We start from the raw sequence: 24,229 nt of genomic DNA, 5'->3' as shown, positions 1-24,229 counted from the left end.
CGTGACCCGTTCCGCGAGCGACCGGCTGCTCGACGCGCTCGGCGCCTTCGACCAGGACCATCCCTCGCTCACCCTGACCCAGCTCGCGCACCGCGCCGACCTTCCGCTGCCCACCGCGCACCGGCTCGTCGGCGCGCTCTCACGCTGGGGCGCCCTGGAGCGCGACGAGGCGGGCAACTACCACGTGGGGCTGCGGCTCTGGGAGATCGCGGCGCTGGCCCCGCGCGGTCTCGGCCTGCGGCAGGCGGCGCTGCCGTTCCTCGAGGACCTGTACGAGTCGACGCACGAGAACGTGCACCTCGCCGTGCGCGACGGCCGGGAGGTCGTCTACATCGAGCGTCTTTCGGGCCGATCGGCGGTGGGCGTGCACTCGCGGGTGGGCGCGCGCTGGCCGCTGCACGCTACGGGCGTCGGGCTGGTTCTGCTCGCGCACGGCGGCCTCGATCTCCAGGACCGCTACCCCGAGGGCGGGCTCGACGCGTTCACGCCGCACACCGTCACCGACGCGGGTCGGCTGCGTCGCATGCTGGCCGAAGTACGTCGCAGCGGCGTCGCAGTGAGTGACCGTCAGATCACCGACGACGCACTGTCGGTGGCGGCCCCGGTGCGCGGACCGCGCGGCGATGTCGTCGCCGCGGTCTCCGTCGTCGTACCGGTCGAGGGCGCGCGGACGCCTGCGCTGATTCCGGCGGTACAGCTGGCCGGACGCGGCATATCGCGCGCTCTGGGCTGGCAACCCGTCTCGACCGCGCCCCCGGCTTCCGTCTGACGGAAGTGGCGTTGTGGGGGTGTGGCTCAGGTCACCAGGGTGTTCCGTGACGCGCGGCGACGGAGCCGCGCCGTGACAGGAGGGACGCCCGTCATGACCGCCTATTCGGCCTTCGCCCGCAACCAGTGGTACGTCGCCGCGTGGTCGAAGGAGGTCGGCAGGGAGCTGCTCGGCCGCACGATCCTCGGTGAGCCGATCGCCTTCTACCGCACCGAGGCCGGGGAGCCGGTCGCCCTCGCGGACCGCTGCGTGCACCGCCGCTACCCGCTGTCGGCGAGCGGGCTCGACGGGGACCGGGTGGTGTGCGGATACCACGGGTTCACCTACGACACCACGGGCACCTGTGTGTTCGTGCCGGGCCAGAAGCGGGTGCCGCGGACCGCGCGGGTGAGTTCGTACCCGGTCGCGGAGGTCGACGGGATGGTGTGGGTGTGGGTCGGTGACCCCGAACTGGCCGACACGAGTGTGATTCCGCGCGCCCCGCACCTGGTCGCGGACGGCTTCGTGACCGTGGAGGGCATGGAACCCATCGACGCCGACTTCATGCTGCTCGTCGACAACCTCATGGACCTCTCCCACGAGACATATCTGCACGGCGGCTACATCGGCACACCGGAGGTGGCCGAGACGCCCATCGCCACGGAGGTCGACGAGGACGCCGGGATCGTGCGGGTGTCGCGGCACATGAAGGACGCCGAGTGCCCGCCGTTCTACGCCCGTTCCACCGGCATCGAGGGCCGCATCGACCGGCGCCAGGACATCGAGTACCACGCGCCGTGCCTGTATCTGCTGCACAGCACGATCAGCCCGTCGGGGCAGGAGACCCCCGCGTTCCGCACGGAGATCACGTACGCGATCACCCCGTCCTCGCCGGGCAAGGTGTACGACTTCTGGGCGGTGTCGCGGAACTTCGCGACCGAGGACGAGGAAGTCACCACGTTCCTGCGGGACTTCAACCACACCGTCGTCATGCAGGACGTGGACGCGCTCAATCTGCTGCAGCGCACCCTGGACACCGAGCCCGAGGGGTACCAGGAGCTCAGCATCAACATCGACACGGGCGGCCTCGCCGCGCGCCGCATCCTCACGAAGCTGGCCGCCGGATGACTCGGCCCGTCTTCCGCATCGAATGGCTCCCCGGCACCGACCTCCTCGACGGCCACTGCCACTGCGGCGAGCGGCACACCAGCGAGGACCCGGTCGCCATGTGGGAGTGGATGCTCGCCCACCCCGACCATCCGCAGACACCCGAACCGAAGGACCGCACCCCGTGAGCGAGCCGCTCGACCCTCTCGACACGTACGACCTCGTCGTCGCCGAACGCCGCCAGGAGACCGACGGCGTCGTCTCCCTGCTGCTGCGCCGCCCGGACGGCGCGCCGCTGCCCGCGTGGGAGGCGGGCGCCCACATCGACCTGATCCTGTCCGAGGCCGAGGGCATGGAGCGGCAGTACTCGCTGTGCGGCGGCGACGCGCGCTCCTGGCGGATCGCGGTGCTGCGCGAGCGGGACGGGCGGGGCGGTTCGGCGCATGTGCACGGAGAGCTGCAGGAAGGCGCGGCGGTGCGGGCCCGCGGGCCGCGCAACCACTTCCGGCTCGAACCGGCACCCGCGTACCGGTTCGTCGCGGGCGGCATCGGCATCACGCCGATCGTGCCGATGCTGTCCGCGGCGGCCGAGCAGGGCGCCGCGTGGTCCCTGCACTACGGGGGCCGCTCGCGGTCGACGATGGCGTTCGCCGAGGAGCTGACCGCCCGGCACCCCGGCGGTCGGATCGAGCTCGTCGAGGGCCTGCTGGACCTTCCCGAGGTCCTCGCGGAGCTGCGGCCCGGTGAACTCGTCTACGCCTGCGGCCCCGAGCCGCTGCTCGCCGCGGTCGAGGAGCTGGTGCCGGCCGAGGCGCTGCGCACGGAGCGCTTCACCCCGGCCGAGACCGACACCAGCGGCGACACGGCCTTCGAGGTCGAACTCGCCTCCTGCGGACGGACGTTGAAGGTCCCGGCCGACCGGACGATCCTTGCCACGCTGCAGGAGGCCGGGATCCAGGTGCTTTACTCCTGCACCGAGGGCACGTGCGGAACCTGCGAGACCGATGTGCTCGCCGGGGAGGTCGACCACCGCGACAGCGTGCTCACGGCGGCGGAGCGGGAGACCAACGAGACGATGATGGTGTGTGTCTCGCGGGCCAAGGGCGAGCGGCTCACGCTGGATCTATGACCGCCGCGCCCGTACCGGCCTCGGCCTCCGGCTGCGCCACGTGTTCCGCGCGGCGCAGCAGCGTGGCCGCCACAAGCCCACCCGTCAACACGGCCGCCGCGCCGACGAGTTGGCCGGTCTCCAGGGCGGAGCCGAACGCCCGCGTCACCGTGCGGCGTTCGGTCGCCGAGTCGGTCGCGGCGAGGGCCGCGGGCAGCGAGGCCGCGGCGACCGGCACGAGGGCGGAGAAGCGGGCGCTGAGCACGGCGCCGAGGACGGCGACGCCGAGACCGCTGCCGAACTCGGTGACCGTGCCCTGGATGCCGGCGCCCGCTCCCGCCTTCTCGCGGGGGATCGCGCCCATCACGGCGACGGCCATCGCCGGGTTGGCGAACGCGCAGCCGACACCCATGAGGACGAGACCGACGAGCAGTCCCCCGTACCCGTCCACGACCCGCCCGGCGAGCGCGACCGCGGCCAGCCCGGAGGCGAGCAGCGTCATGCCGACGGCCACGGAGCCCGGGATGCCGAGCCGCTTGCTCAACCGGGCTGACACTCCCGTGAAGTTGAGCAGCACGACGGTGAGCGCGAACGGCGCGGTGCGCAGCCCGGCCTCCAACGGCCCGTAACCGAGGACGAACTGGAGCTGCTGCGTGAGCAGGAAGAGCGCTCCCCCGCTGCCGAAGGTGATCAGCACGGCCCCGATCACGGCGCCGGTGAACGTCCGGTTGCGGAAGAAGCTCATGTCGAGCATGGGGTCCTCAACGCGCCGCTCCCACAGCACGAACCCGGTCAGCGCACACACCCCGAGCCCCGCGCCCGCGAGCACGTACGGGGAGGACCAGCCGTGGTCGGGTCCCGAGACGACGGCGTAGACGAGGGATGCCATCGCGACCGTCGACAGGAGCGCGCCGAGCAGGTCGGGGCGGTGGCTCTGTTCGACCCTGCTCTCCGGCACCAGGATGCTCACGGCGCACAGGCCGAGCAGCACGACGGGGACGTTGACGATGAACAGGGAACCCCACCAGAAGTGGGCGAGGAGAACGCCGCCGACCAGCGGTCCCGCCGCGAAGCCGAGGGCGTTGACGGCGGCCCAGACGCCGATGGCGCGGACCCGTTCGTCGTCGTCGAAGACCTGCACGGCCACCGCGAGGGTGGTGGTCAGCAGCAGGGCTCCGCCGACGCCCATGCCGGCGCGCGCGGCGATCAACTGTCCTGTGCTGTGGGCGAGCGCGGCGGCGAGTGAGCCCGCGCCGAACAGCACGAGTCCCGTCAGGAGCAGCTTCTTGCGGCCGTAGCGGTCGGCGGCGGCCCCGGCCGCGAGCAGCAGTCCGGCCTGCACGAGGACGTACGCGTTGATGATCCACTGGACGTCGGCGGTGCCTGCGCCGAGATCGTCGGTGAGGGTGGGGACGGCGACGTTGAGGATCGTGTTGTCGAGGATGACGACGAGTTGGGCGAGGCAGATCACGCCGAGGATGAGCCAGCGCCGTGGGTCCCGGGTCCTGGCAGGTGCGGGGGCGGTCGGCTGCTCGGCGGCGGGCGTCGCCGTCATGCGGGCTCCTTGAAGGCAGGCAGGGACACGGGGACCGGGGGCCACCCCGCTGGTTAGGTAACCCTAACTCAACGGATGGCCCGCGTCCGCCCCACCCCACCAGGGCCTTCAGGACCTACAGGGCGCGATGCATGATGTGGAGCCCGACCCTGCCGTCCCTCGGGTGCTCGTACGCCTCGGGCACCGTGCCCAGGATCGTGAATCCGAGCGAAGTCCACAGCCGTACGGCCGGGTTGGTCTCGACGACGGCGTTGAAGACCATCGCCCGGTAGCCGTCGGCCTTGGCCGTCTCCAGGACGTGTACGGCGAGGGCGCGGCCGTAGCCGTGACCGCCCTGGTCGGGGTCGACCATGAACCCGGCGTTGGCGATGTCCCGGGCGGGACCGCCATAGTTGGGCTTCACGTACGCGGTGGCGACGATGTCACCCGCGTCGTCCTCCATGACGAGGACGCGCTTGCCCGCGCCCTCGGTCCACAGGGCGCGGGCCTCTGGCTCGCTGGTGTCGGGGGCCCAGGCGTAGGTCTCGCCCGCGCGCACGATCCGCCGCCAGAACGGCCAGATGCGCTCCCAGTCACCGTCCCGGATGTCTCTGATCTTCATGGGAGCGAGTCTGGCACGGGGTCCGGCCGTCCTGTCGCGGCTGCTCAGCTGGTGAACGCCGCGCTCGGTGTCCTGGCCCGGTCGTCGGATGTCGGCGCGGCCAGGAGCAGCATCGCGCCGAGTCCGAGCGCCGCGACGCCCGCGAAGAACCAGAAGCCCCAGGGGTGGGCGATGCCCGCCGTGACCAGGGCGCCGGTGACGAAGGGTCCGGTGATCGAGCCGAGCCGGCCGACCGCGGAGGCGAGGCCGAGCGCGGTGCCGCGGGTGCGGGCCGGGAAGACATGGGCCACGTACCCGTAGATGAGGACCTGCGCGGAGAACACGAAGACGCCGGTGAGCAGGACCAGCGCGTTCAGGAGCAGGCTGGACTCGATGCGCAGGCTCAGGACGGCGAGCAGTACGGCGCCCGCCGCGAACCAGATCCGGGCGACGCGCCGGATGCCGTACTTGTCGGCGACGACACCCGCGACGACGAGCCCGATGACGGCGCCGATGTTGAGGACGAGCAGCAGCGCGATGGAGCGGGAGATCGGGTAACCGGCGCTGCGCATCAGTTGGGGCAGCCAGGTGTTGAGCCCGTAGACGAGCAGCAGGCCCATGAACGAGCCGCCCCACACGGCGAGGGTGGTGCGGCGGATGCGCGGGCCGAGGAGGTCGCGCATGCCGATGCGGTCGGCCTCGGGCTGCTGCTTGGCGGCGAGGTAGGCGGCGGACTCCGGCAGCTTCCACCACATCAGCGGGACGACGAGCAGGCCCGCGACTCCCCCACCGTAGAACAGCCAGTGCCAGTCACCGGCGACCGCGAGCGCGAGCAGCGAGGTGAGCACCGCGCCGACGTGGTAGCCGGTCATGGTGAAGGTGCTGGCGCTCGCGCGGCGGTGTTCGGGCAGGTTCTCCGACATGACGGTCAGGGCGACCGGCATGCAGGCGCCGAGGCCGAGCCCGGCGAGGAAGCGCAGCACACCGAACACGGCGACGTTCGGGGCGAGCGGTGTCACCAGGGTGAACACCGAGAACAGCAGCACCGAGCCGATGAGCATGCCACGCCGCCCGAACCGGTCGGTGAGCGGACCGAGCCCCGCGGCGCCGACCGCGACCCCGACGAGGGACACGGTGGCGACCGCGGTGGCATCGGCTGCGGTGAATCCGAGGTGGTGCGTCTTGAGCAGGGTGGGAATGGTGGCGCCGAGTGCCACCAGGTCGTATCCCTCGAGCAGGACGGTCAGCCAGCACAGCACCGCCGTGCTGGCTGCCCGCGTGGGAGACGTCGTCATTGGCGTGCTCCTTGCCGGATGAGCGGATGGGGACGGGGCCGCGCTGCTCCTGGGGGACGGGGGGATTCGGATGGGGCCGGCCCTCTTACGGGGATCGGGCCGGCCCCTCCGCGGGGATCAGAAGGGGTACGGCGCGATCTGCGGGCGCACGGTCACCCACTGCGTCTCGGTGAACGCCTCGATGTTGGCCTGCGCACCGCCGAACCGGGATCCGTTGCCGGAGTCGCCGACGCCGCCGAAGGGCGCGGCGGGCTCGTCCATGACGGTCTGTTCGTTGATGTGCACCTTGCCGGAGCGGATCCGGTCGGCGAGGGTCATCGCGGTGCCGACGTCGCCGAGGATGCCGACGGACAGTCCGTACGGCGAGGCGTCGACGATGCAGGCCGCCTCGTCGAGGTCGCGGTAGGTGCGCACGGGCGCGACGGGACCGAAGATCTCCTCGCGCCAGGCGGGGCTGTCGTCGTCGAGGCCGGTGAGGACGGTCGCCGGGTAGTACGGGGCGTCGGCCTTGCCGCCCGCGGCGAGCTTCGCGCCCGCGGCGACACTGTCGGTCACCACCTTGTCGATGTGCGCGAGCTGCCGGCCGTCGATGATCGGGCCGAGGGCGACGTCGCCCTGGGCGGGGTCGCCGACGGGCAGGTTCGCGGCCTTCTCGGCGAGCAGCGCCACGTACTCATCGGCCTGTGACTCGTGCACGAGGTGGCGGCCGGTGGCCATGCAGATCTGGCCCTGGTGGAGGTACGAGCCGAAGGCTCCTGCCGAGGCGGCGGCCGGGATGTCGGCGCCGGGGAGGACGACGAGGGCGTTGTTGCCGCCGAGTTCGAGGTGCACCTTCTTCAGGTTCCGGGCGGCGGCCTCACCGACCTTGCGCCCGGCGGCGGTCGAGCCGGTGAAGGAGACGACGGACACCTCGGGCGCCTCGACGACGGCGGCACCGACGCTCGCGTCGCCGGGCAGCAGGTGAAGGAGCCCCTCGGGCAGCCCGGCCTCCTCGAAGACGCGGACGATGGTGACACCACCGCACACCGCGGTGCGCGGGTCCGGCTTGAGGAGCACGGCGTTGCCGAGGGCGAGCGCGGGCGCCACCGAGCGGATGCCGAGGATCAGCGGGAAGTTGAACGGCGCGATCACCGAGACGACGCCCGCGGGCACGCGGCGCGCGAACGACCAGCGGGGCTCGCCGCTGCTGAGCACGTCGCCGAGCGGGTGCGCGGGCAGCGCCGCGTCCTCGTAGCACTCGGCGGCGGCGAAGTCGGTCTCGACGGTCGCCTTGGCGCGGGTCGAACCGGCCTCGCGGACGATCCAGTCCTTGATCTCCTCGGCGTGCTCGGCGAACAGGTCACCGGCCCTGCGCAGCACGGCGGCCCGCTCGGCGGGCGAGGTGCGCGCCCACTCCCGCTGCGCCTTCGCGGCGCGGGCCGCGGCGCGCGCGACGTCGTCGGCGGTGGCACTGCCGATGGCACCGAGCGTCTGCCCGGTGGCGGGTTCGACGACGGCTGACGTGCCCCCGCTTCCCGCCGTCCAGCCGTCGAGGTGGATGCGCTCGTGCCATACGGGATCTTCGAGGAGAGTCATGGTCACTCCGGTGAGGTGGGGTGGGTGTCGACCTGGATGAGGCGGGGCCCATCGGTCGGGGGCTTCTTCAACTGTTCGCGCAATTCGGCGAGTTCGGTCACGGCGGTGGCGGGCACCCCGTAGCCCGCGGCGAGCGCGGTGAAGTCGAGGCCGGGGATCTCGGTGCCCGGCACGTCCGGGGTGTCGAGCAGCGTCCCGAACCAGCGCAGCGCGCCGTACGTGCCGTTGCGCAGGATGAGGAAGGTGACCGGGACCCGGTAGTGGGCGGCGCTCCACAGCGCGGTGATCCCGTAGTTGGCGGAGCCGTCGCCGACGACCGCGACGACCGGGCGGTCCGGGTCGCCCATCGCCGCGCCGACGGCGGCGGGCAGGCCGAAGCCGAGTCCGCCGGAGGCCGGGAAGAAGTAGGAGCCGGGGCGGCGCAGATCCATCTGCCGCCACCAGGCGCCGTTGGTGGAGGTGGACTCGACGACGTAGCGGGTGTCGGGTGGCTGGGTGTCGCGGAGGGCGGCGAATACCTCCTCGGGGTGGAGGGCGGTGCCGGGGGCGGTGGCGGGCTCGGGCGGGGGCGTGAACTCCCTTGGCCCGCTCGCGCGTTGCGGCAGTCGCGTCAGCAGCGCGGTCAGCACCGGCCCCGGGTCCGCGACGAGCGCCTCCCCCATCGGCGCGCGGGCGGCGGCGCCCGCGTCGTCGGTGACCTGGATCAGCCGGGCGCCATCGGGCAGATAGGGGCCCGGCACATGCTGGTGGTAGCGGAAGACGGGGGCGCCGACGACGAGCACCAAGTCGTGCCCGGCGAGCGCGGAGGACACGGCGCCGATGCCTGCGGGCAGCACACCGCGCAGCAGCGGATGCCGGTTGGGGAACGGGAGGCGGTGCGGCGACGGTGCCACCCACACCGGCAGGTCGAGGTGTTCGGCGCAGGCCACGGCCCGCTCGAAGTGTCCGGCGGCGTCGATGTCACCGCCGAGGACGAGCACCGGATTGCGGGCAGCGCCCACCTCCCGTACGAGTTCGTCGAGTTGCTCCTCGTCCGGGGCGAGCCCGCGCCGCACCCGCCGCTCCAGGACCTCGCCGGCCTGCGGGTCGAGTTCGGCGTCCCAGTCGTCGTAGGGCACGGAGAGGTAGCTCGGGCGGCGCTGCAGCTCGGCCTCGAAGACGGTCTGGGCCAGCGAGCGCGGGACGTCGGCGGCGCAGGCCGGTTCGGCGGCGTGGCCGACGAGCGGGCGCATCAGCTGCGGCGCGTCGACGTTGGCGAGCATCGCCTCCAGGCCGATGGCGGAGCGCACCTGCTGGCCCGCCGTGAGCACCAGCGGCGTGCGGGCGTACACGGCGTTCGTGAGCGCGCCCATCGCGTTGCCCGAACCGGCGGCGGCGTGCAGGTTCACGAGGGCGGGGCGGCCGGTGACCTGGGCGTATCCGTCGGCCATGCCGACGACGACGCCCTCGTGCAGGCCGAGGACGTACCGGAAGGACTCCGGAAGTCCGGCGAGGAAGGGCAGTTCGTTCGATCCCGGGTTCCCGAAGATCGTGGTCAGGCCCTGGCGCTCGAGGAACGCGTGGGCGATCCGGCGTGCGGTCGGCATGCGCAGAGTCCTCCTTGACCGGCGGTGATGTGGTTGAGCCTAGAAATAAAGCCGACCGTGCTCCAATCAATGTTGCCTACCTGCTTCATAGGCAACATCGATAACACCCCTCGTAGAGTGGACGGACCATGCGGGACTTCGACCTCAATCTCGTGCGCACCTTCGTGCTGCTCTACGAGACCCGGAGCGTGACGGCGACCGCCGAGGCCCTGCACGTCACCCAGCCGACGGTCAGCTACGGGCTGCAGAAGCTGCGCCGCCGCTTCGACGACGAGCTGTTCCGCCGCACGGGCGCGGGCCTCGCCCCGACGACCACGGCTCGGGCCCTGTACGAGCCGCTGCACGGCGCCCTGGCGGAGATCGAGACGACGGTGAGCGGCGCGCACACCTTCGACCCGGCCACGGCCCGCGCCGCGTTCACGGTGTGCCTGTCGGACCTGGGCGAGGTCGCGCTGCTGCCCCGGCTGATGGCCGCGCTGCCGCGCGCGGCGCCGGGCACCACGCTCACGGTGCGGCCGCTCGACATCAGTGGCGCCGCAGACCAGTTGGGCCGCGGGGAGATCGACGCCTTCATCGCCTCGACGCCGCTCGGCTCGCCGCGGGTGGCGCGGATCCCGCTGTTCTCCGAGAGGTACGTCGCCGTGGTGGCCCGCGACCACCCGCGGCTGCGGGGCCCCCGCGTGGACCTGGCCGCGCTCGGCGCCGAACAGCATGTGACGGTGTCGGGGCCCGCCGGGCACGAGGGGCCGCGCCGCGCCCTGGAGGCGCACGGGCTGCTGCACCGCGTCCTGCTGGACGTGACCCGGTTCGCCGGACTGCCGTATCTCATCCAGGACAGCGAACTCGTGGCGGTGGCGCCCCGCCTTGTGGCCCGCATGTTCGCCGCCGACCACCGGGTGCGGCTGCTCGAGCTGCCGATCGACATCGAACCGGCGCAGGTCGCGGTCTACGCCCGGCACGCGCACGCCCGCACTCCCGCGCAGCACTGGCTGGTGGACTTCATGCGGGAGACGCTGGTCGACGCGACGGAGACGTGAGACGCGGCGCCCGCCCGCCGGGACAGGCGCCGCGGTGTCAGTCGTTGCGCGCCGTCTCCGGTCCGGTGATGCGGCGCAGCAGCGGCAGCGTGGAGGCGATGACCGCGAGCGAGACGACGATCCCGGCGAGGGTCAGCGCGTAGTAGCCGACGCCCGGGGGCCGGATCGAGTAGCCGTACTGCGCCTGGAGGAAGAGCTGCGCGGTCAGGAAGCCCATGCCGATGGCGAGCGCCGCGACGATCAGCAGCGGCGCCGCGCTCTCCAGCAGGACCACGCGGCGCAGGGTGCGCAGGGGCACTCCGGTCAGCCGCAGCAGGGCGAAGGGGCGCTTGCGCTCGTTCAGTCCGCCGGCCAGGGCGACCGCGAGGCTGCATCCGGCGATCGGGAAGCTGATCACGATGACGACGGTGGCCAGCTGCTGGTAGCCCTCGATGCCGCTCCAGCGCCGCGCGGAATCCTCCGCGACGGTGTACGGCGGCAGTTCATAGGGGTACGCGGCGGCGAGGAGCGTGCGGACGCGCTCGACGGCCGCGGTGGTGCCGTCCGTCGTCACCACGATCTCGCTCACCGGCAGCGTGCGCAGGCGTTGTGGGCTGATGTCCGCCGCGGGCCACACGGCCGGCCAGGCCCGGTCCTCCTGCATGCCGAAGCGCGCGAAGTCCGGCGTGATGGCGGCCGCATCCGCTCCCGGGCGGCAGTCGTTGTGCGCGGGCATCCGCGCCAGTTCGGCGCAGGAGACCAGGCCCGCCAGGATCGGCGGCTCTCCCTTCGGGGGTCGGGGCTCGACGGGGTCGGGGATGCGCAGCGGGTTCGTACGGACGATCAGCACGCCCCGGACGCCGGGCACGGACTCCAGGTCGGAGCGGGTCTCGGCAGACAGCGTGGGCGGCGGCTCGGCGCTCTTGGCTGCGAACTGCCGGTCGTAATCGGCGACCACCGAGCTGCCGAACGACGCGTCGTCCTTCGGCACCCCGCTCTCCGCGACGACCGCGGTGATGATGCCGACCGCGGTGCTGGTGACGCAGAGTGCCAGCACCAGTCCGCTGACCGCCCGGAATCCGGCCCTCGGGTCGTCGGCGAGGCGCCGCCCCGCGACGAGCAGCGCCGGCCTGCGGGTGAAGCGGACGAGCAGCCGCGCCGCGGCCATGGTCAGCCACGGTCCCGCGAGCACGACGCCGACGAGGATCAGCAGGATGCCGGGGACGAAGGCGAGTATCTGGCCCGAACTGCCCTCGGGGACGCGCCCGATGACCCACCACAACTGCCCGATGCCGAGGGCCGGCGGGATCAGCCGCCAGGCGCGCGGCGGGCGGGGCGTGGTCCTGCGGGTGACGCCGAGCGGTGAGACCCGTACACGGCGCAGCGCGACGCGGGCCGCGACCGCCGCGGCCACCGGCACGCCCACGGCCGTTCCCAGCACTTCGGCGGCGCCGAGCGACATGTCTCCCGTGAAGAACGGGGTGCCGGTCAGGTCGGCGCGTGCCACCAGGGGCCGCAGCGCGAACCAGAGAGCGAAGCCCACCGCCGTGCCGGCGACGGCGGCGACCGCGGACTCGATCGTCGAGATCAGTGAGACCTGCGCCGGTGTCGCGCCGACCAGCCGCATCGCGGCGAAGCGCTGCTCGCGGCGGGCGGCGGCGAGGCGGCTCGCCGTGCCGGTCAGGATCAACACGGGGAAGATCAGCGCCACGGCGACCACGGAGAGGATGAGCGCCATCCCTTCGGCGTTGATGCCGACGGCGACGTCGCAGTTCGGGCCGCTGCAGCTGCTGGGCGAGTGCGTCTCGATGGTGGTGACGCGCCGGGCGCCCTCCTTCCCCGCCAGTTCACCGGGGCGGTGCCCCACCACGACGATCAGGGAGTCGGGCCCCGGCAGCGCCGCACTGCCGATCGTGCCCGCCCGGCGACCCGGGTAGCGGTCCCCCAACTCAGCGGCGGGCGTGGCGCGCAGCAGGTCGGCGAGGGCCGGGGAGACGTAGTACTCGCCAGGTCCCGGAAGGCGTGGCAGGCCCGGGGGCACCGGCGCGTCCGGTCCTGTGGCCGCCACGTCGACGCGGCCGATGAGCGCGCCGTCGTGGTGATCGGCCCGCAGCAGCCACCACAACGGGTCGGCGTCCGCGTCCCGCGCGGTCTTGCTCCGGGTGAACTCGGCGCCGGTGTTGAGCCAGGCGTTGCGGTCGTTCTGGGTGCGGGTGGCCTGGACGGCGGCGAGCGTGGACAGCAGCAGCGCGACCCCCACCGCGACCGCGGCGGCGATCACGGTCAGGCGCACCAGGGCCTCGCGGCCACCCGCGACGGTGAGGCGGAGCGCGAGCCGGATCACGACGCGGCCCGTTCGACGGAGAGCGGGGTCACCCTGCCGTCGCGGACGATGACCTCCCGGTCGGCGAACGCGGCGACGCGCGGCTCATGGGTGACCAGGACGACGGTCGTGCCCTGCTCGCGGGCCGAACCGACCAGCAGGTCCATCACCTGCTCGCCGGTGAGCGAGTCGAGGGCCCCGGTGGGCTCGTCGGCGAAGAGCACCCGCGGTTGGGCGACCAACGCCCGCGCCAGCGCGACCCGCTGGGCCTGCCCACCCGACAACTCGCCTGACCTGCGGCCCTCCAGGCCGGCCAGGCCGAGCCGCTCGAACCAGGACCGGGCCTCGCGCAGCGCGGAGGCCCGGCGACCGCGCGCGAGGAGCAGCGGCAGCGCCACGTTCTCCTCCGCCGTCAACTCCGGTACGAGCTGGCCGAACTGGAAGACGAAGCCGAAGCGGTCGCGGCGCAGCGCGCTGCGCTCGGCCTCCCGCAGGGCGTCGATGCGCCGCCCCGCGTAATGGATCTCGCCCTCGTCGGGCACCAGGATCCCCGCGAGGCAGTGCAGCAGCGTCGACTTGCCGGAGCCGCTCGGGCCCGTCACGGCGACGATCTCGCCCTGCGCCACGGACAGTTCGGCGCCCCGTAACGCGGGGGTGCTGCCGAAGGAGAGGACCACGTCACGTGCCTCGACCAGACTCATGGACGCACCTCCGCCGCCAGCGCGCCGAGCCGCGCCACGGTCATGTCGATCCAGCGCAGATCGGCCTCCAGGTGGAAGAGACCGTGGTCGGCGAGCATCCGGTCGACGAGTTCCCCGGTGCGGCGCAGCTCGGTCAGTTCGCGCATCCGCTGCATGTGGGCGGCCCGCTGGGTGTCGAGGTACTCCTGGGCGTCCCGCTCCAGGAGCAGCGCCAGGACGACCTTGGTGAACAGCGTGGTCTGCAGGTGCTGTTCGGGGGCCACCGGCTCGGTGAGCCAGGCCTCCACCTGCGTGACACCACTGTCGGTGATCACATATCGCTTGCGGTCCGGGCCCTCCCCCGGCTCGGAGTCGCCGACCGCCACCTTCCCGTCCCGGGCGAGGCGGCGCAGCGTCGAATAGACCTGTCCGTAGGGCAGCGGCTTGCCGCGGCCGAAGTAGGTGTCGTAGTTCCGCTTGAGGTCGTAGCCGTGGCTCGACTCGCGTTCGAGGAGCCCGAGGAGCGCCAGAGGAACGGTCATGTCTTGGTGTATACGCCGGGTGTATACGCCCGGTCCATACGTCGGCGAGCGTATCCGCTGCCGGTCAACTAACCGATCATGCAATGCAGTTGGGTTGTCACGCCTCGCGGTGCGTGTACGGAAGCGCGTCCACCAGCCCTGCGAGATCCGCCTCGGCGGGCGCGCTCTCGAGGAAGACCACGCGGTACAGGGCGTAGCCGAGCCAGCTGTCGATCACCGACCCGACGTCGAGGCCCGCCGGCAGCTCGCCCCGTTCGATGCCGCGCCGCAGCAGCGCGGCCCCCGGTTCGCTCCAGGCGACGAGGAGGTCGCGCAGCTCCGCGCGGCCCGCCTCGCCGCGCTCGACGAGCGCGCCGGCCACGACGCTCGGGTCGCCGAGCAGCGTCAGCGTGCGGACGAGATCGGTGACGTGGGCCAGCGCGTCCTCGCGCACGGAGCCGGTGTCGGGCTGCGGGCCCGGTGCCAGCTGGTCGGTGACGGCCTCGGTGATCACTGCGGCCTTGTTCGGCCACCAGCGGTAGAGGGTCATCTTGGCGACGCCGGCCCGGGCGGCGATCCGCTCCATCGTGACCTTGTGATAGCCGAGCTCGGCGACGAGTTCCCGCGCGGCCCGCAGCACCGCCGCGTGCGCCTGCGGGTCCCGGTGGCGCCCGCGCCTGGGGCGGGGAGCCTTCGACTCCTCCATGCCTCGCTCCGATCTCCGCGTACGGGAATTTCTAGACAGTACGTATCGTCTAAGAATAGTGACAGGCCCGTCGGGCGACGGCGGACCGCGACACAGATCAATCAGGAGGTCCGCAATGAACAACAGGTTCGACGACAAGGTCGTCCTCATCACCGGTGGCGGCTCCGGTCTGGGCCGGTCCGCCGCGCTGCGGGTCGCGGCCGAGGGCGCGAAGCTGGCGCTCGTCGACGTGAACGCGGAGGGGCTCGCACAGAGCGCCGCCGAGATCGAGAAGGCGACGCCGGGCGCCGAGGTGCTGACGCTCACCGCCGACGTCAGCGACGAGGCGGAGGTCGCGCGCTACGTGGCCGAGACCACGCGGGCCTACGGCCGCATCGACGCCTTCTTCAACAACGCGGGCATCGAGGGCAAGCAGAACCTCACGGAGGAGTTCGGCAGCGACGAGTTCCAGCGCGTCGTCGACATCAACCTGCGGGGCGTCTTCCTCGGCCTCAAGCACGTCCTCGCCGTCATGCGCGAGCAGGGCAGCGGCACCGTCGTGAACACCGCGTCCGTGGGCGGCATCCGCGGCGTAGGCAACCAGTCCGGTTACGCCGCCGCCAAGCACGGCGTCGTCGGCCTGACCCGCAATTCGGGTGTGGAGTACGGCCGCTTCGGCATCACGGTGAAGGCCATCGCGCCCGGCGCGATCATGACGCCGATGGTCGAGGGCTCGCTCAAGCAGCTCGACCCGGTGAACTGGGAGGAGGCCGGCCGCCAGTTCGTCAGCAGCAACCCGATGAAGCGCTTCGGCCGCCCCGAGGAGGTCGCGAACCTGGTGGCCTTCCTGCTCTCCGACGAGGCGTCGTTCATCAACGCCACGGTCGTCGCGATCGACGGCGGCCAGTCCGAGCAGTACTGAGCACACCACGGGACACGACGTCTCAGCGCCGGCCGTCCACGGCGGCCGGCGCGTACTGCGCGACACCGTGCCCGAAGGACCAGTCGATCGACTGGTTCTCGGTGATCGTGACGAGCACATTGCGCGGCTCGGTTCCCGCGTACTCGTGCGCGAGCTCGGCGATCCGCCGGTACAGCGCCCGCTTCTGCTCGTCGGGACGCCCGGCCCGCAGGGTGATCCCGACGAACACCACGTCGTCGTCGCGCCGCACTCCGAGGTAGCCGTCGTAGCGGAGGGTGCCGCTCACTCCGTCGTGACTGGTGAGCACCTGGAACAGGTCGTCGGCCGGGAAGCCGAGCGTCTCACCGAGGGCGTCGTGCACGGCGCGCCCCAGCGCACGCAGGCGGTCACTGTCGGCCTTCAGAGCATCTATGCGGACAAGCGGCACGGGTGGACCCCTCCGTCGTGGGCGTGGAACGCGGCGCGGCTCGACACCGTTGTCGTACATACTAGTAGTTACAGTTTCGGGCTCCTCAACCCCACCCCGGATGTACCCACGTCACCTGATCGACGTAGGGTCCCCTTTTGTTCACCCGCAGGGTGACATCAAGACCTCGACGACCAGGAGCTCTTCCCGTGCCCGCACCGTCCACTGCCCCGGCGCCCATCTACGACCGACTCGTCGACGAGCACGGTGATGTGCTCGCCGACGCGCGCGAGGCCGCGCACAAGGCCGAGCGCACCGCGGAAGGTGTGCTCGACTTCGGGCACGGGGGAGCCGCTCAGGAACCGCAGGCTCCCCAGGCCCCTGCGTCCCTCCAGGACCAGCAGACCCCGCAGGCCCCCCAGGCCTCCGACCCCATGCAGGCGCAGGCCCCGCAGGGCCACCAGACGCCGCAGATCCCGCAGGCTCCCCAGGGTCAGCACGCGCCCCAGGACCAGCAGGCGTCCCAGAACCAGCAGGGCCAGCAGGCCCCGCACTTCCCGCAGGCCCTTCAGGCCCCGCAGCACTCCACTCCCCCGCAGGAGGGCTGACCGCGACAGCGGCCGGCCCTCCCGCACCGCTCCGTCCGCCGCGGCCCTCCCCCACGGGCCGACGGCAACCGGTCGGGCTCAGGCGCCCACGTACTGCGCCAGGTGCTTCCCGGTGAGGGTGGAGCGGTCGGCGACGAGGTCGGCGGGGGTGCCCTCGAAGACGACCTTGCCGCCTTCGTGCCCCGCGCCGGGGCCCAGGTCGATGATCCAGTCGGCGTGCGCCATCACGGCCTGGTGGTGCTCGATGACGATGACCGACTTGCCGGAGTCCACGAGCCGGTCCAGCAGCCCGAGAAGCTGCTCGACGTCCGCCAGATGCAGACCCGTGGTCGGCTCGTCCAGGACGTAGACACCGCCCTTGTCGGCCATGTGCACGGCGAGCTTGAGCCGCTGCCGCTCGCCGCCGGAGAGCGTGGTCAGCGGCTGGCCCAGGGTCAGATAGCCGAGCCCGACGTCCTCGAGCCGCTCCAGGATCTTGTGCGCGGCCGGGGTGCGCGCCTCCCCCGCGCCGAAGAACTCCACCGCCTCGGTCACGGGCATCTCGAGCACCTCGCTGATGTCCTTGCCCCCGAGGTGGTAGTCGAGCACCGAGGCCTCGAACCGCTTGCCGTCGCACTCCTCGCAGGTGGCGGCCGCGCTCGCCATGATCCCGAGGTCGGTGTAGACGACCCCCGCGCCGTTGCACGTCGGGCAGGCGCCCTCCGAGTTGGCGCTGAAGAGCGCGGGCTTCACGCCGTTGGCCTTCGCGAACGCCTTGCGGATCGGCTCGAGCAGCCCGGTGTACGTGGCCGGATTGCTGCGCCGCGAGCCGCGGATCGGGGTCTGGTCGACCGCCACCACCGCGTCGTCGGCGGGGATGGAGGCGTGCACCAGCGAGCTCTTGCCGGAACCGGCGACGCCGGTGACGACCGTGAGCACACCGAGCGGGATGTCCACGTCGACGTCCCTCAGGTTGTGCGCGTTCGCCCCGCGGATCGCGAGCTTTCCGGTGGATTCGCGCACGGTGTCCTTGACCGCGGCCCGGTCGTCGAGGTGGCGCCCGGTGATGGTGTCACTGGCGCGCAGCTCCTCGACGGTGCCCTCGAAGCAGACGCTGCCGCCGCCCGTGCCCGCGCCGGGGCCGAGGTCCACGACGTGGTCCGCGATGGCGATGGCCTCCGGCTTGTGCTCCACGACCAGCACGGTGTTGCCCTGGTCGCGCAGGCGCAGGAGCAGCTTGTTCATCCGCTGGATGTCGTGCGGATGCAGGCCGATCGTGGGCTCGTCGAAGACGTACGTGACGTCGGTGAGCGAGGAGCCGAGGTGGCGGATCATCTTGACGCGCTGCGCCTCACCGCCGGAGAGCGTGCCCGCCGCCCGGTCGAGTGAGAGATAGCCGAGGCCAATCTCCTCGAACGACTCCAGGGTGTGCCGCAGCTTGGCGAGCAGCGGGGCGACCGAGGGCTCCTTCAGAGCGCGCACCCACTCCGCGAGGTCCCTGATCTCCATGGCGCACAGGTCGGCGATGCTCTTGCGCTTGATCTTCGAGGAGCGGGCCAGCTCGCTGAGCCGGGTGCCCCCGCAGTCGGGACAGGTCTGGAAGGTGACCGCGCGGTCCACGAAGGCCCGGATGTGCGGCTGCATCGACTCCCGGTCCTTGGCCAGGAAGGTCTTCTGGATCTTCGGGATGAGCCCCTCGTAGGTGAGGTTCACTCCGTTGATCTTGACCTTGACGGGTTCGCGGTAGAGGAAGTCCTGCCGCTCCTTCTTGGTGTACTTGCGGATCGGCTTGTCCGGGTCGAAGAAGCCGGAGTCACGGATGACCCGCACCACCCAGCCGTCCCCGGTGTACGTGGGGATGCTGAACGGGTCCTCGTTCAGCGACTTGGTGTCGTCGAAGAGCTGGGCCAGATCGATGTCGGAGACCGTGCCCCGCCCCTCGCAGTGGGTGCACATGCCGCCGGTGCGACTGAAGGACACCTTCTCCGTCTTCGTCTTGTCGGCACCCCGGTCGACCGTGAGCCCGCCCTGCGCCGAGACCGACGCGACGTTGAAGGAGTAGGCGCCCGGCCCGCCGATGTGCGGCTTGGCGAGCCGGCTGTAGAGGATGCGCAGCATCGCGCTCGCGTCCGTGGCGGTGCCGACCGTGGAGCGCGGGTCGGAGCCCATCCGCTGCTGATCGACGGTGATCGCGGTGGTCAGCCCGTCCAGCACGTCGACCTCGGGCCGCGCGAGCGTCGGCATGAAGCCCTGGACGAAGGTGCTGTACGTCTCGTTGATCATCCGCTGCGACTCGGCGGCGATCGTGTCGAACACCAGCGAGCTCTTGCCCGACCCGGAGACCCCGGTGAACACCGTCAGGCGCCGCTTGGGCAGCTCGATGCTGACGTCCTTGAGGTTGTTCTCCCGCGCGCCGTGCACGCGGATCAGGTCGTGGCTGTCGGCGGGGTGCGACGTTGACGACGGGGTCCCCGTCCTCGCGACCTTGCTCATCATGTCTCCATCGGGTGTCCGCGGCCGCCGCCGGGAATCCGCGGCGTCGCCAGTCTCGAATCGGTGTGTTCGATTGTCGCCGTCCACGCCGCCCCCGCCACCGCAATCGGTGAACACGCCGGGGTGGCCTGCCGACGGCTCTGCCATCCGTCTGTGAGGCTATCGAGCACCACTGACAACCCGGTGTTGCACGACTCTCCCCAGGTCACGACCCTGTGCACGCCTATTGACTCAAATTCAAACTCGTCGGTAGCTTCAACTACCAGCGCGCTGAACCCCCTTGCCTCAACCGGAACTTGGCCATGCCCACGGCCCCGTTCCACCGGTCCCCAAGGCTTCGAAGGAGCATCAGATGGCGAAACGCGCGTTCAGCGGCAGACTCACCGCCCTCGCGGCTACGACCGGCGCCACCCTCGTCACCCTCGCCGCGCCGGCCCACGCGGCCCCCGAGCCCCTCTCCTACGTCGCCCTGGGCGACAGCTACAGCGCCGCATCCGGCGTGCTCCCGCTCGATCCGAAGGCCAGCCCGCTGTGCGCCCGCTCCACGGCCAACTATCCGCACGTCATCGCGAAGCGCACCGGCGCCGCCCTCAAGGACGTGACGTGCGGGGCCGCGCAGACGAAGGACTTCGCAGGATCCCAGTACCCGGGCGTAGCGCCGCAGCTCGACGCGCTCGCCCGGGACACCGACCTGGTGACCCTCACCATCGGCGGCAACGACAACAGCACCTTCATCAACACGATCCTGTCCTGCGCCACCGCCGGGCTCGCCTCCGCGGGCCAGGGCCACCCGTGCAAGACCCTGTACGGCGACAAGTTCAGCGACGACATCGACGCCAAGACGTACCCGGCGGTGAAGTCCGCCCTCCAGGCCGTCAAGAACAAGGCACCGAACGCGAAGGTCGCCGTCCTCGGCTATCCGTGGATCATGCCGCCCACCGCGCAGAAGGGCTGCTTCGTCAAGATGCCGATCGCGTCCGGCGACGTGCCGTACGTGCGCGACATCCAGACCCACCTCAACAACGCGGTGCAGCGCGCGGCGAGCGAGACCGGCGCGACCTTTGTGGACTTCTCGCAGTCCTCCGAGGGCCACGACGCCTGCAAGCCGATCGGCACCCGCTGGGTCGAACCGGCGCTCTTCGGCACCAACTTCGTCCCCGTGCACCCGAACGCGCTGGGCGAGACGGCGATGGCCGACGCCACCATGGGCGCGCTCGGAATGCGCTGACACCTCGCCGCGGAGATCGCCTTCACCTGAACCGGGCAGCCCACCTCATATGAATGCGATCTCCGGGTATCGCGGGGACGGCGCGTCCAGGAGCGCGCCGTCCCCGCCGCGCAGCCAGCGGTCGAAGAAGGCCGCGAGATACGCCCGTTGCGCCGCGACCGCCCGGTGGGTCGGCACCGTGCCCACCCACTCCTCCAGCGTTTCGCGCGGCACGTCGAGGCGGTCGGCGATCTGCGGCAGCAGGGTCGTCGCGTCCGTGTACGTGGCGTGCCGGGAGCCGCGCAGCGTCAGGTTCCGCCGCCAGCCGCTGCTGTGCCGCCACAGCTCCCGCCACGAAGGGACGCTTCTGCGGTCGTTGCCCTCGCTGCCCATCAGGAGCACCGGCCGGTCCACGCCCTCCGCCGCGACGGTGGACAGGCCGCCCTCGTCGTGGTCGTCCTGGACGTACGCGAGCACGCCGTCGAGGTTCGCGGCCGCGGCGAGCCCCTCGTCGTCGTGCAGGGTCTGCAGTGCGGCGAAGCCGCCCGCGGACTGCCCGAACATGCCGATCGGCGCCCTGCGCAGCCGATCCGTGTCGAAGGCCCGCCGCACCACGTCCAGAACGAATCGGGCGTCGGCGACGCGCACGGCCGCCGACTTCTTCAGCAGCGCCGTGATCGCCTCAGGACCCGCCTGCTGCGCCTTCTCGAACTCCTGAGGGAGCCGGGAGGCCGCCACGCGCCCGCCGGGGAACTCCACCGCCGACGCGTCGTAGGTGTGGTCGACGGCGATCACGACATAGCCGCGGGACGCCAGGTCGTCCGTGAGCGTCGTGCCCAGGGAGCGGGGGTCCACCACTCCCGGCGAGTACAGCACCACGGGGTGCGCCGCGCGGCGGTCGAGCGGCGCCCCGGTGTGGGCGAAGGTGCGCGTGGCCGCCCAGTCGACACGGCCCGGGGGCAGGCCCGCGAAGTTGTTGAGCCGGTCGAAGCCCGCCGCCTCCCGTGCCGTCATCTGCGGCGCCCGTCCGTGCCCGGCCACCGTGCGCGCCGGGTAGCGCACGTCCACCATCAACTCCCGCGCGGGAGCCGCCGTCCACGGATCACGCCGGGAGCGGTCCACCAGTCGCCGTGCCACTCTGCCCACCGGGTACGGGCCGCTCGGCTCCGGTAACCGCAGCCGCACCCGCCGCGGCGCGTCCGCCACCCCCGGCGCCGCGCCCAGGGCCAACAGCGCCGCTCCGGCCGCGAGTACGCCCCGCCGGGCCGGCCTTACCGTCGAAATCCTGCCGTGATCGTCCATGGCTCAAGATTCGCGGGCCGGGGCCCGGCACACCATCCGGCTGCCCTCCACCTCTCGTTGGGGGAAATCCCCCAGAAGTCACCTTGTGCCCAACCCGGTGGCCGTCCACCTGTCGATACTCGTGTCAAGAGCCCGCCCACCTCCTCGTATGCTCGGGGACGACGCCGACGGACTGATCTTGGAGTGAGCACTGGTGGCGCGACGGCCGAGGGACACCTGGGACCGCTTCATGGCATCCGATCCGGGGCTGCTGCGCCTGACGGCCGGGCTGCGGATCGTCGCGGCCATCGGCCTGACGCTCGCCGTGCTCGCGCTCCTCGGCACCGACGTGACCCACATGGTCGCGGGCGCGATGGCCGCGATGGTGAGCACGTTCGCGATCCGGGAGAAGAACCTGCGGGGGCAGGCGATCACGCTCGCGTGGGGGTTCCCCGTGGCGCTCGCCGCCGTGTCCCTCGGCGCGCTGCTGCACAGCAGGGTCATCGCCGGGGACCTCTTCTTCATCGCGCTGATCTTCGGCGCGGTGTACTTCCGCCGGTTCGGGGACCGGGGCACGGCCCTCGGCCTGATGGGTTTCCAGGTCTACTTCGTGTCGCTGTTCGTGAACGCGACCACCGATCAACTTCCCGTTCTCGCGGGCACGTTGGCGGTGGCGTTCGCCTGCAGCGCGGTGGCCCGATTCGCGCTGGTGCCGGAGACGCCGCAGCGCGTCCTGGACCGGCTGCGCGGGGCGTTCCGGGCCCGGCTCGCGCAGCTGGTGACCGCGCAGACCCGGCTGCTCGACGCCGCGCCGGAGGACCTGGACGACGTACTGGACGATCTGCGGCACCACACCTCGCGGCTGCACGAGACGGCCCTGATGATCCAGGGCAGGCTCGAGGACGGCGCCAGGGACGCGGCGACCGCCTCGCTGATCCAGCGCCGCATCGCCGACGCGGAGGTCTCCGCCGAGCGGCTCGGCATGCTGCTGCTGAACGCGCGCAGCGCCGAGCGCGCCGACACGCTCACCCTGCATCTTCCGCACGCGCCCGCGCCCGCCGCGGGCAAGCTGCTGCGGCACGAGGACGAGTCGACGGCCACCCTGCGCCGCGATCTGGGCGCCCTGCACCTGATGGTGACGCGCCCCGCCGAGGCCAACCGGGGCGCGGCCGTCGCCCAGATCCGCAACCGTCTGCTCGGCTACCGCGACGAGGAGCGGATGCCTCCGGGCGCCACGCTCGCCGTGCAGGACGTGTTCCGCGGCATCGGTGAGGCGGCCCGCGCGGTGATGGGTCTGCGGATCGCGCTCGACGGGCCGCAGGACGAGTCGGACGACTCCCCCGCCACCACGCGTTCGCGCGAGGAGCTGGAGGCGGAGGACATGTCCATCACCGGCACCGTCGCCCTGACCGGCACGGACAAGGAGGCCGACGCGGAGGAGGACGACCGCTCGGGTCTGGACCGGCCCACCACGCGCGCCGCCTTCCAGGTCGCCGTCGGCTCCGGCCTCGCGATCGTCGGCGGCGAGTTCCTGTCCAGCCAGCGCTGGTACTGGGCCGTCCTGACCTGCTGGGTCGTCTTCCTCAACACCGGCTCCACGGGCGAGATCGTCATCAAGGGCTACCGACGCGTGCTCGGCACGGTGCTCGGTGTGCTCGCCGGTGTGCTGCTCGCGGGGGCCGTCGGGAACCACACGTGGGTGGCGTTCGTGCTGGTCCTGCTGTGCGTGTTCGCCGCGTTCTTCACCGCCCCGTTGTCGTACGCGCTGATGTCCTTCTTCGTGACGGCGATGCTGGGCCTGCTGTACACGCTCTTGAACACCTACAGCTTCGACGTGCTGGTGCTGCGCATCGAGGAGACCGCGCTCGGCGCGGCCTGCGGCATCATCGCCGCGATGCTGGTGCTTCCGGTGCGCACCGACAGTCGCACCGACGAGCTGCTCGCCACGGTCCTGGAGCGGCTGGGCGATGTCGTGGCGGGCGCGGTGGAGCAGCTCAGCGGCGGCCCGGCTGCGGACCTGCTCGACCGGGCGCGCGATCTGGACACCGCACTGGACGACCTGCGCGCGTCCACCAAGCCGCTGACCCACGCGATCGCCCCGCAGCGCGAGCGGCGGCAGACCGTGCGCTATCTGGTGGCGCTCCTGGAGACGTCCGCGTACCACGCGCGTTCCCTCGCGGCGACGGCCGAGCTCGTCCCGTACAGCAAGCATGTGGCCGCCGATCCGCGGCTCGGCAGGGCGGCGCGGCGCATCGCGCACAACATCGACGTGCTGGTGGCGCAGGTGAACGACGAGGACCTGACCGGCGCCGTCGAGTCCGGTGCGAGCATCGCGGCGATGCTGGAGACGGACGGCCTGGGCGTGCCGGCCGCGAACACGGTGACGTTCCGTGTGCTGCGTCACCTTCAGCGGCTCGACGAGGGGATCTCCGGTCTGGCCCGTCCCCTCGGTGTCCCTGTGGGACCGCGCACATAGCGCGGTCCTGCCTTCCGACCCACTCTGACCTGGGGATACGATCCGAGGATCCCCTGCGAATCCGTTGTCGCGCCGCCC

21 protein-coding genes are annotated in these 24,229 nt (G+C 72.0%); 9 read left to right on the top strand and 12 right to left on the bottom strand.

The genetic code is table 11. The features are described from left to right. Position 1 precedes the first annotated feature (1 nt). The 4 genes from ACZ7L4_RS05415 to ACZ7L4_RS05400 all read left to right on the top strand — a co-directional run bounded on the left by ACZ7L4_RS05415 (position 2) and on the right by ACZ7L4_RS05400 (position 2,984). Positions 2-769, top strand: a complete 768-nt coding sequence (locus tag ACZ7L4_RS05415) for an IclR family transcriptional regulator (RefSeq protein ID WP_472099888.1) — start codon at positions 2-4, stop codon at positions 767-769. Positions 770-862: 93 nt separating this feature from the next. Beyond that, positions 863-1,876: an aromatic ring-hydroxylating dioxygenase subunit alpha gene (locus ACZ7L4_RS05410; protein ID WP_472099886.1), complete on the top strand. Its 1,014-nt coding sequence runs from the start codon at positions 863-865 to the stop codon at positions 1,874-1,876. After that, a complete protein-coding gene (locus tag ACZ7L4_RS05405; RefSeq protein ID WP_450814169.1) occupies positions 1,873-2,043 on the top strand; it encodes a hypothetical protein in 171 nt (56 codons plus the stop codon). The genes ACZ7L4_RS05410 and ACZ7L4_RS05405 overlap by 4 nt, the downstream gene beginning before the upstream one ends. Then, entirely contained in the window at positions 2,040-2,984 is a 945-nt protein-coding gene (locus tag ACZ7L4_RS05400; RefSeq protein ID WP_472099884.1) for a PDR/VanB family oxidoreductase, read from the top strand. The genes ACZ7L4_RS05405 and ACZ7L4_RS05400 overlap by 4 nt, the downstream gene beginning before the upstream one ends. Here the strand turns inward: ACZ7L4_RS05400 and ACZ7L4_RS05395 are convergent. The 5 genes from ACZ7L4_RS05395 to mdlC form a co-directional block, all read right to left on the bottom strand. Next, on the bottom strand, positions 2,968-4,518 hold the full coding sequence (locus ACZ7L4_RS05395; RefSeq protein ID WP_472099882.1) for an MFS transporter: 1,551 nt from the start codon (positions 4,516-4,518) through the stop codon (positions 2,968-2,970). The two genes, ACZ7L4_RS05400 and ACZ7L4_RS05395, sit on opposite strands and share 17 nt — an antisense overlap. A 115-nt stretch (positions 4,519-4,633) precedes the next feature. Then, complete coding sequence (locus ACZ7L4_RS05390; RefSeq protein WP_472099880.1) at positions 4,634-5,119, bottom strand: GNAT family N-acetyltransferase; 486 nt, start codon at positions 5,117-5,119, stop codon at positions 4,634-4,636. Between the two features lie 44 nt (positions 5,120-5,163). Then, positions 5,164-6,393, bottom strand: coding sequence for an MFS transporter (locus ACZ7L4_RS05385; RefSeq protein WP_472099878.1), 1,230 nt, complete (start codon positions 6,391-6,393; stop codon positions 5,164-5,166). Between the two features lie 117 nt (positions 6,394-6,510). Then, on the bottom strand, positions 6,511-7,968 hold the full coding sequence (locus ACZ7L4_RS05380) for an aldehyde dehydrogenase family protein (protein ID WP_472099876.1): 1,458 nt from the start codon (positions 7,966-7,968) through the stop codon (positions 6,511-6,513). Positions 7,969-7,970: 2 nt separating this feature from the next. Beyond that, complete coding sequence (gene mdlC, locus ACZ7L4_RS05375) at positions 7,971-9,554, bottom strand: benzoylformate decarboxylase (RefSeq protein ID WP_472099874.1); 1,584 nt, start codon at positions 9,552-9,554, stop codon at positions 7,971-7,973. A 128-nt stretch (positions 9,555-9,682) separates the two neighbouring features. Between mdlC and ACZ7L4_RS05370 the strand changes: the two genes are divergently transcribed. Further along, positions 9,683-10,591, top strand: coding sequence for a LysR family transcriptional regulator (locus ACZ7L4_RS05370; RefSeq protein ID WP_472099873.1), 909 nt, complete (start codon positions 9,683-9,685; stop codon positions 10,589-10,591). A 37-nt stretch (positions 10,592-10,628) separates the two neighbouring features. On the opposite strand, the gene ACZ7L4_RS05365 is transcribed toward ACZ7L4_RS05370, so the two are convergent. From ACZ7L4_RS05365 to ACZ7L4_RS05350, 4 genes are all read right to left on the bottom strand, one after another. Beyond that, entirely contained in the window at positions 10,629-12,914 is a 2,286-nt protein-coding gene (locus tag ACZ7L4_RS05365; protein WP_472099872.1) for an FtsX-like permease family protein, read from the bottom strand. Continuing rightward, entirely contained in the window at positions 12,911-13,594 is a 684-nt protein-coding gene (locus ACZ7L4_RS05360; RefSeq protein WP_472099870.1) for an ABC transporter ATP-binding protein, read from the bottom strand. Before ACZ7L4_RS05360 ends, ACZ7L4_RS05365 begins: the two co-directional genes overlap by 4 nt. Beyond that, positions 13,591-14,115 (bottom strand): PadR family transcriptional regulator, encoded by a 525-nt coding sequence (locus ACZ7L4_RS05355; protein WP_472099869.1) that lies wholly within the window; start codon positions 14,113-14,115, stop codon positions 13,591-13,593. Before ACZ7L4_RS05355 ends, ACZ7L4_RS05360 begins: the two co-directional genes overlap by 4 nt. Positions 14,116-14,212: 97 nt before the next feature. Next, the gene (locus tag ACZ7L4_RS05350; protein ID WP_472099868.1) at positions 14,213-14,800 is read right to left on the bottom strand and encodes a TetR/AcrR family transcriptional regulator; all 588 of its coding nucleotides are present in this window, start codon (positions 14,798-14,800) and stop codon (positions 14,213-14,215) included. Positions 14,801-14,915: 115 nt separating this feature from the next. Between ACZ7L4_RS05350 and ACZ7L4_RS05345 the strand changes: the two genes are divergently transcribed. Then, positions 14,916-15,701 carry an SDR family oxidoreductase gene (locus tag ACZ7L4_RS05345; protein WP_472099866.1) on the top strand — a complete coding sequence of 262 codons (786 nt, stop codon included), beginning with the start codon at positions 14,916-14,918 and terminating at the stop codon, positions 15,699-15,701. Between the two features lie 22 nt (positions 15,702-15,723). Here ACZ7L4_RS05345 and ACZ7L4_RS05340 read toward each other — a convergent pair whose 3' ends face one another. Then, the gene (locus ACZ7L4_RS05340; protein WP_472099864.1) at positions 15,724-16,128 is read right to left on the bottom strand and encodes a tautomerase family protein; all 405 of its coding nucleotides are present in this window, start codon (positions 16,126-16,128) and stop codon (positions 15,724-15,726) included. A gap of 188 nt (positions 16,129-16,316) precedes the next feature. Here ACZ7L4_RS05340 and ACZ7L4_RS05335 point away from each other — a divergent pair, with 188 nt between their 5' ends. Further along, entirely contained in the window at positions 16,317-16,715 is a 399-nt protein-coding gene (locus ACZ7L4_RS05335; protein WP_472099862.1) for a hypothetical protein, read from the top strand. Between the two features lie 78 nt (positions 16,716-16,793). Here ACZ7L4_RS05335 and ACZ7L4_RS05330 read toward each other — a convergent pair whose 3' ends face one another. Beyond that, positions 16,794-19,187, bottom strand: a complete 2,394-nt coding sequence (locus tag ACZ7L4_RS05330; protein ID WP_472099860.1) for an ATP-binding cassette domain-containing protein — start codon at positions 19,185-19,187, stop codon at positions 16,794-16,796. 352 nt (positions 19,188-19,539) lie between these two features. On the opposite strand from ACZ7L4_RS05330, the gene ACZ7L4_RS05325 reads away from it, so the two are divergent. Further along, positions 19,540-20,415 (top strand): SGNH/GDSL hydrolase family protein, encoded by an 876-nt coding sequence (locus ACZ7L4_RS05325; RefSeq protein WP_472099858.1) that lies wholly within the window; start codon positions 19,540-19,542, stop codon positions 20,413-20,415. 45 nt (positions 20,416-20,460) lie between these two features. On the opposite strand, the gene ACZ7L4_RS05320 is transcribed toward ACZ7L4_RS05325, so the two are convergent. Continuing rightward, positions 20,461-21,531: an alpha/beta hydrolase gene (locus tag ACZ7L4_RS05320; protein WP_472099857.1), complete on the bottom strand. Its 1,071-nt coding sequence runs from the start codon at positions 21,529-21,531 to the stop codon at positions 20,461-20,463. A 394-nt stretch (positions 21,532-21,925) separates the two neighbouring features. Here ACZ7L4_RS05320 and ACZ7L4_RS05315 point away from each other — a divergent pair, with 394 nt between their 5' ends. Continuing rightward, a complete protein-coding gene (locus ACZ7L4_RS05315; protein WP_472099855.1) occupies positions 21,926-24,151 on the top strand; it encodes an FUSC family protein in 2,226 nt (741 codons plus the stop codon). The last annotated feature ends 78 nt before the right edge of the window (positions 24,152-24,229 follow it).

This window comes from Streptomyces sp. NPDC107575 (assembly GCF_055657265.1).
The sequence above is the reverse complement of the archived record's forward strand: the minus strand, read 5'-3'. Positions and strand labels throughout refer to the sequence as shown.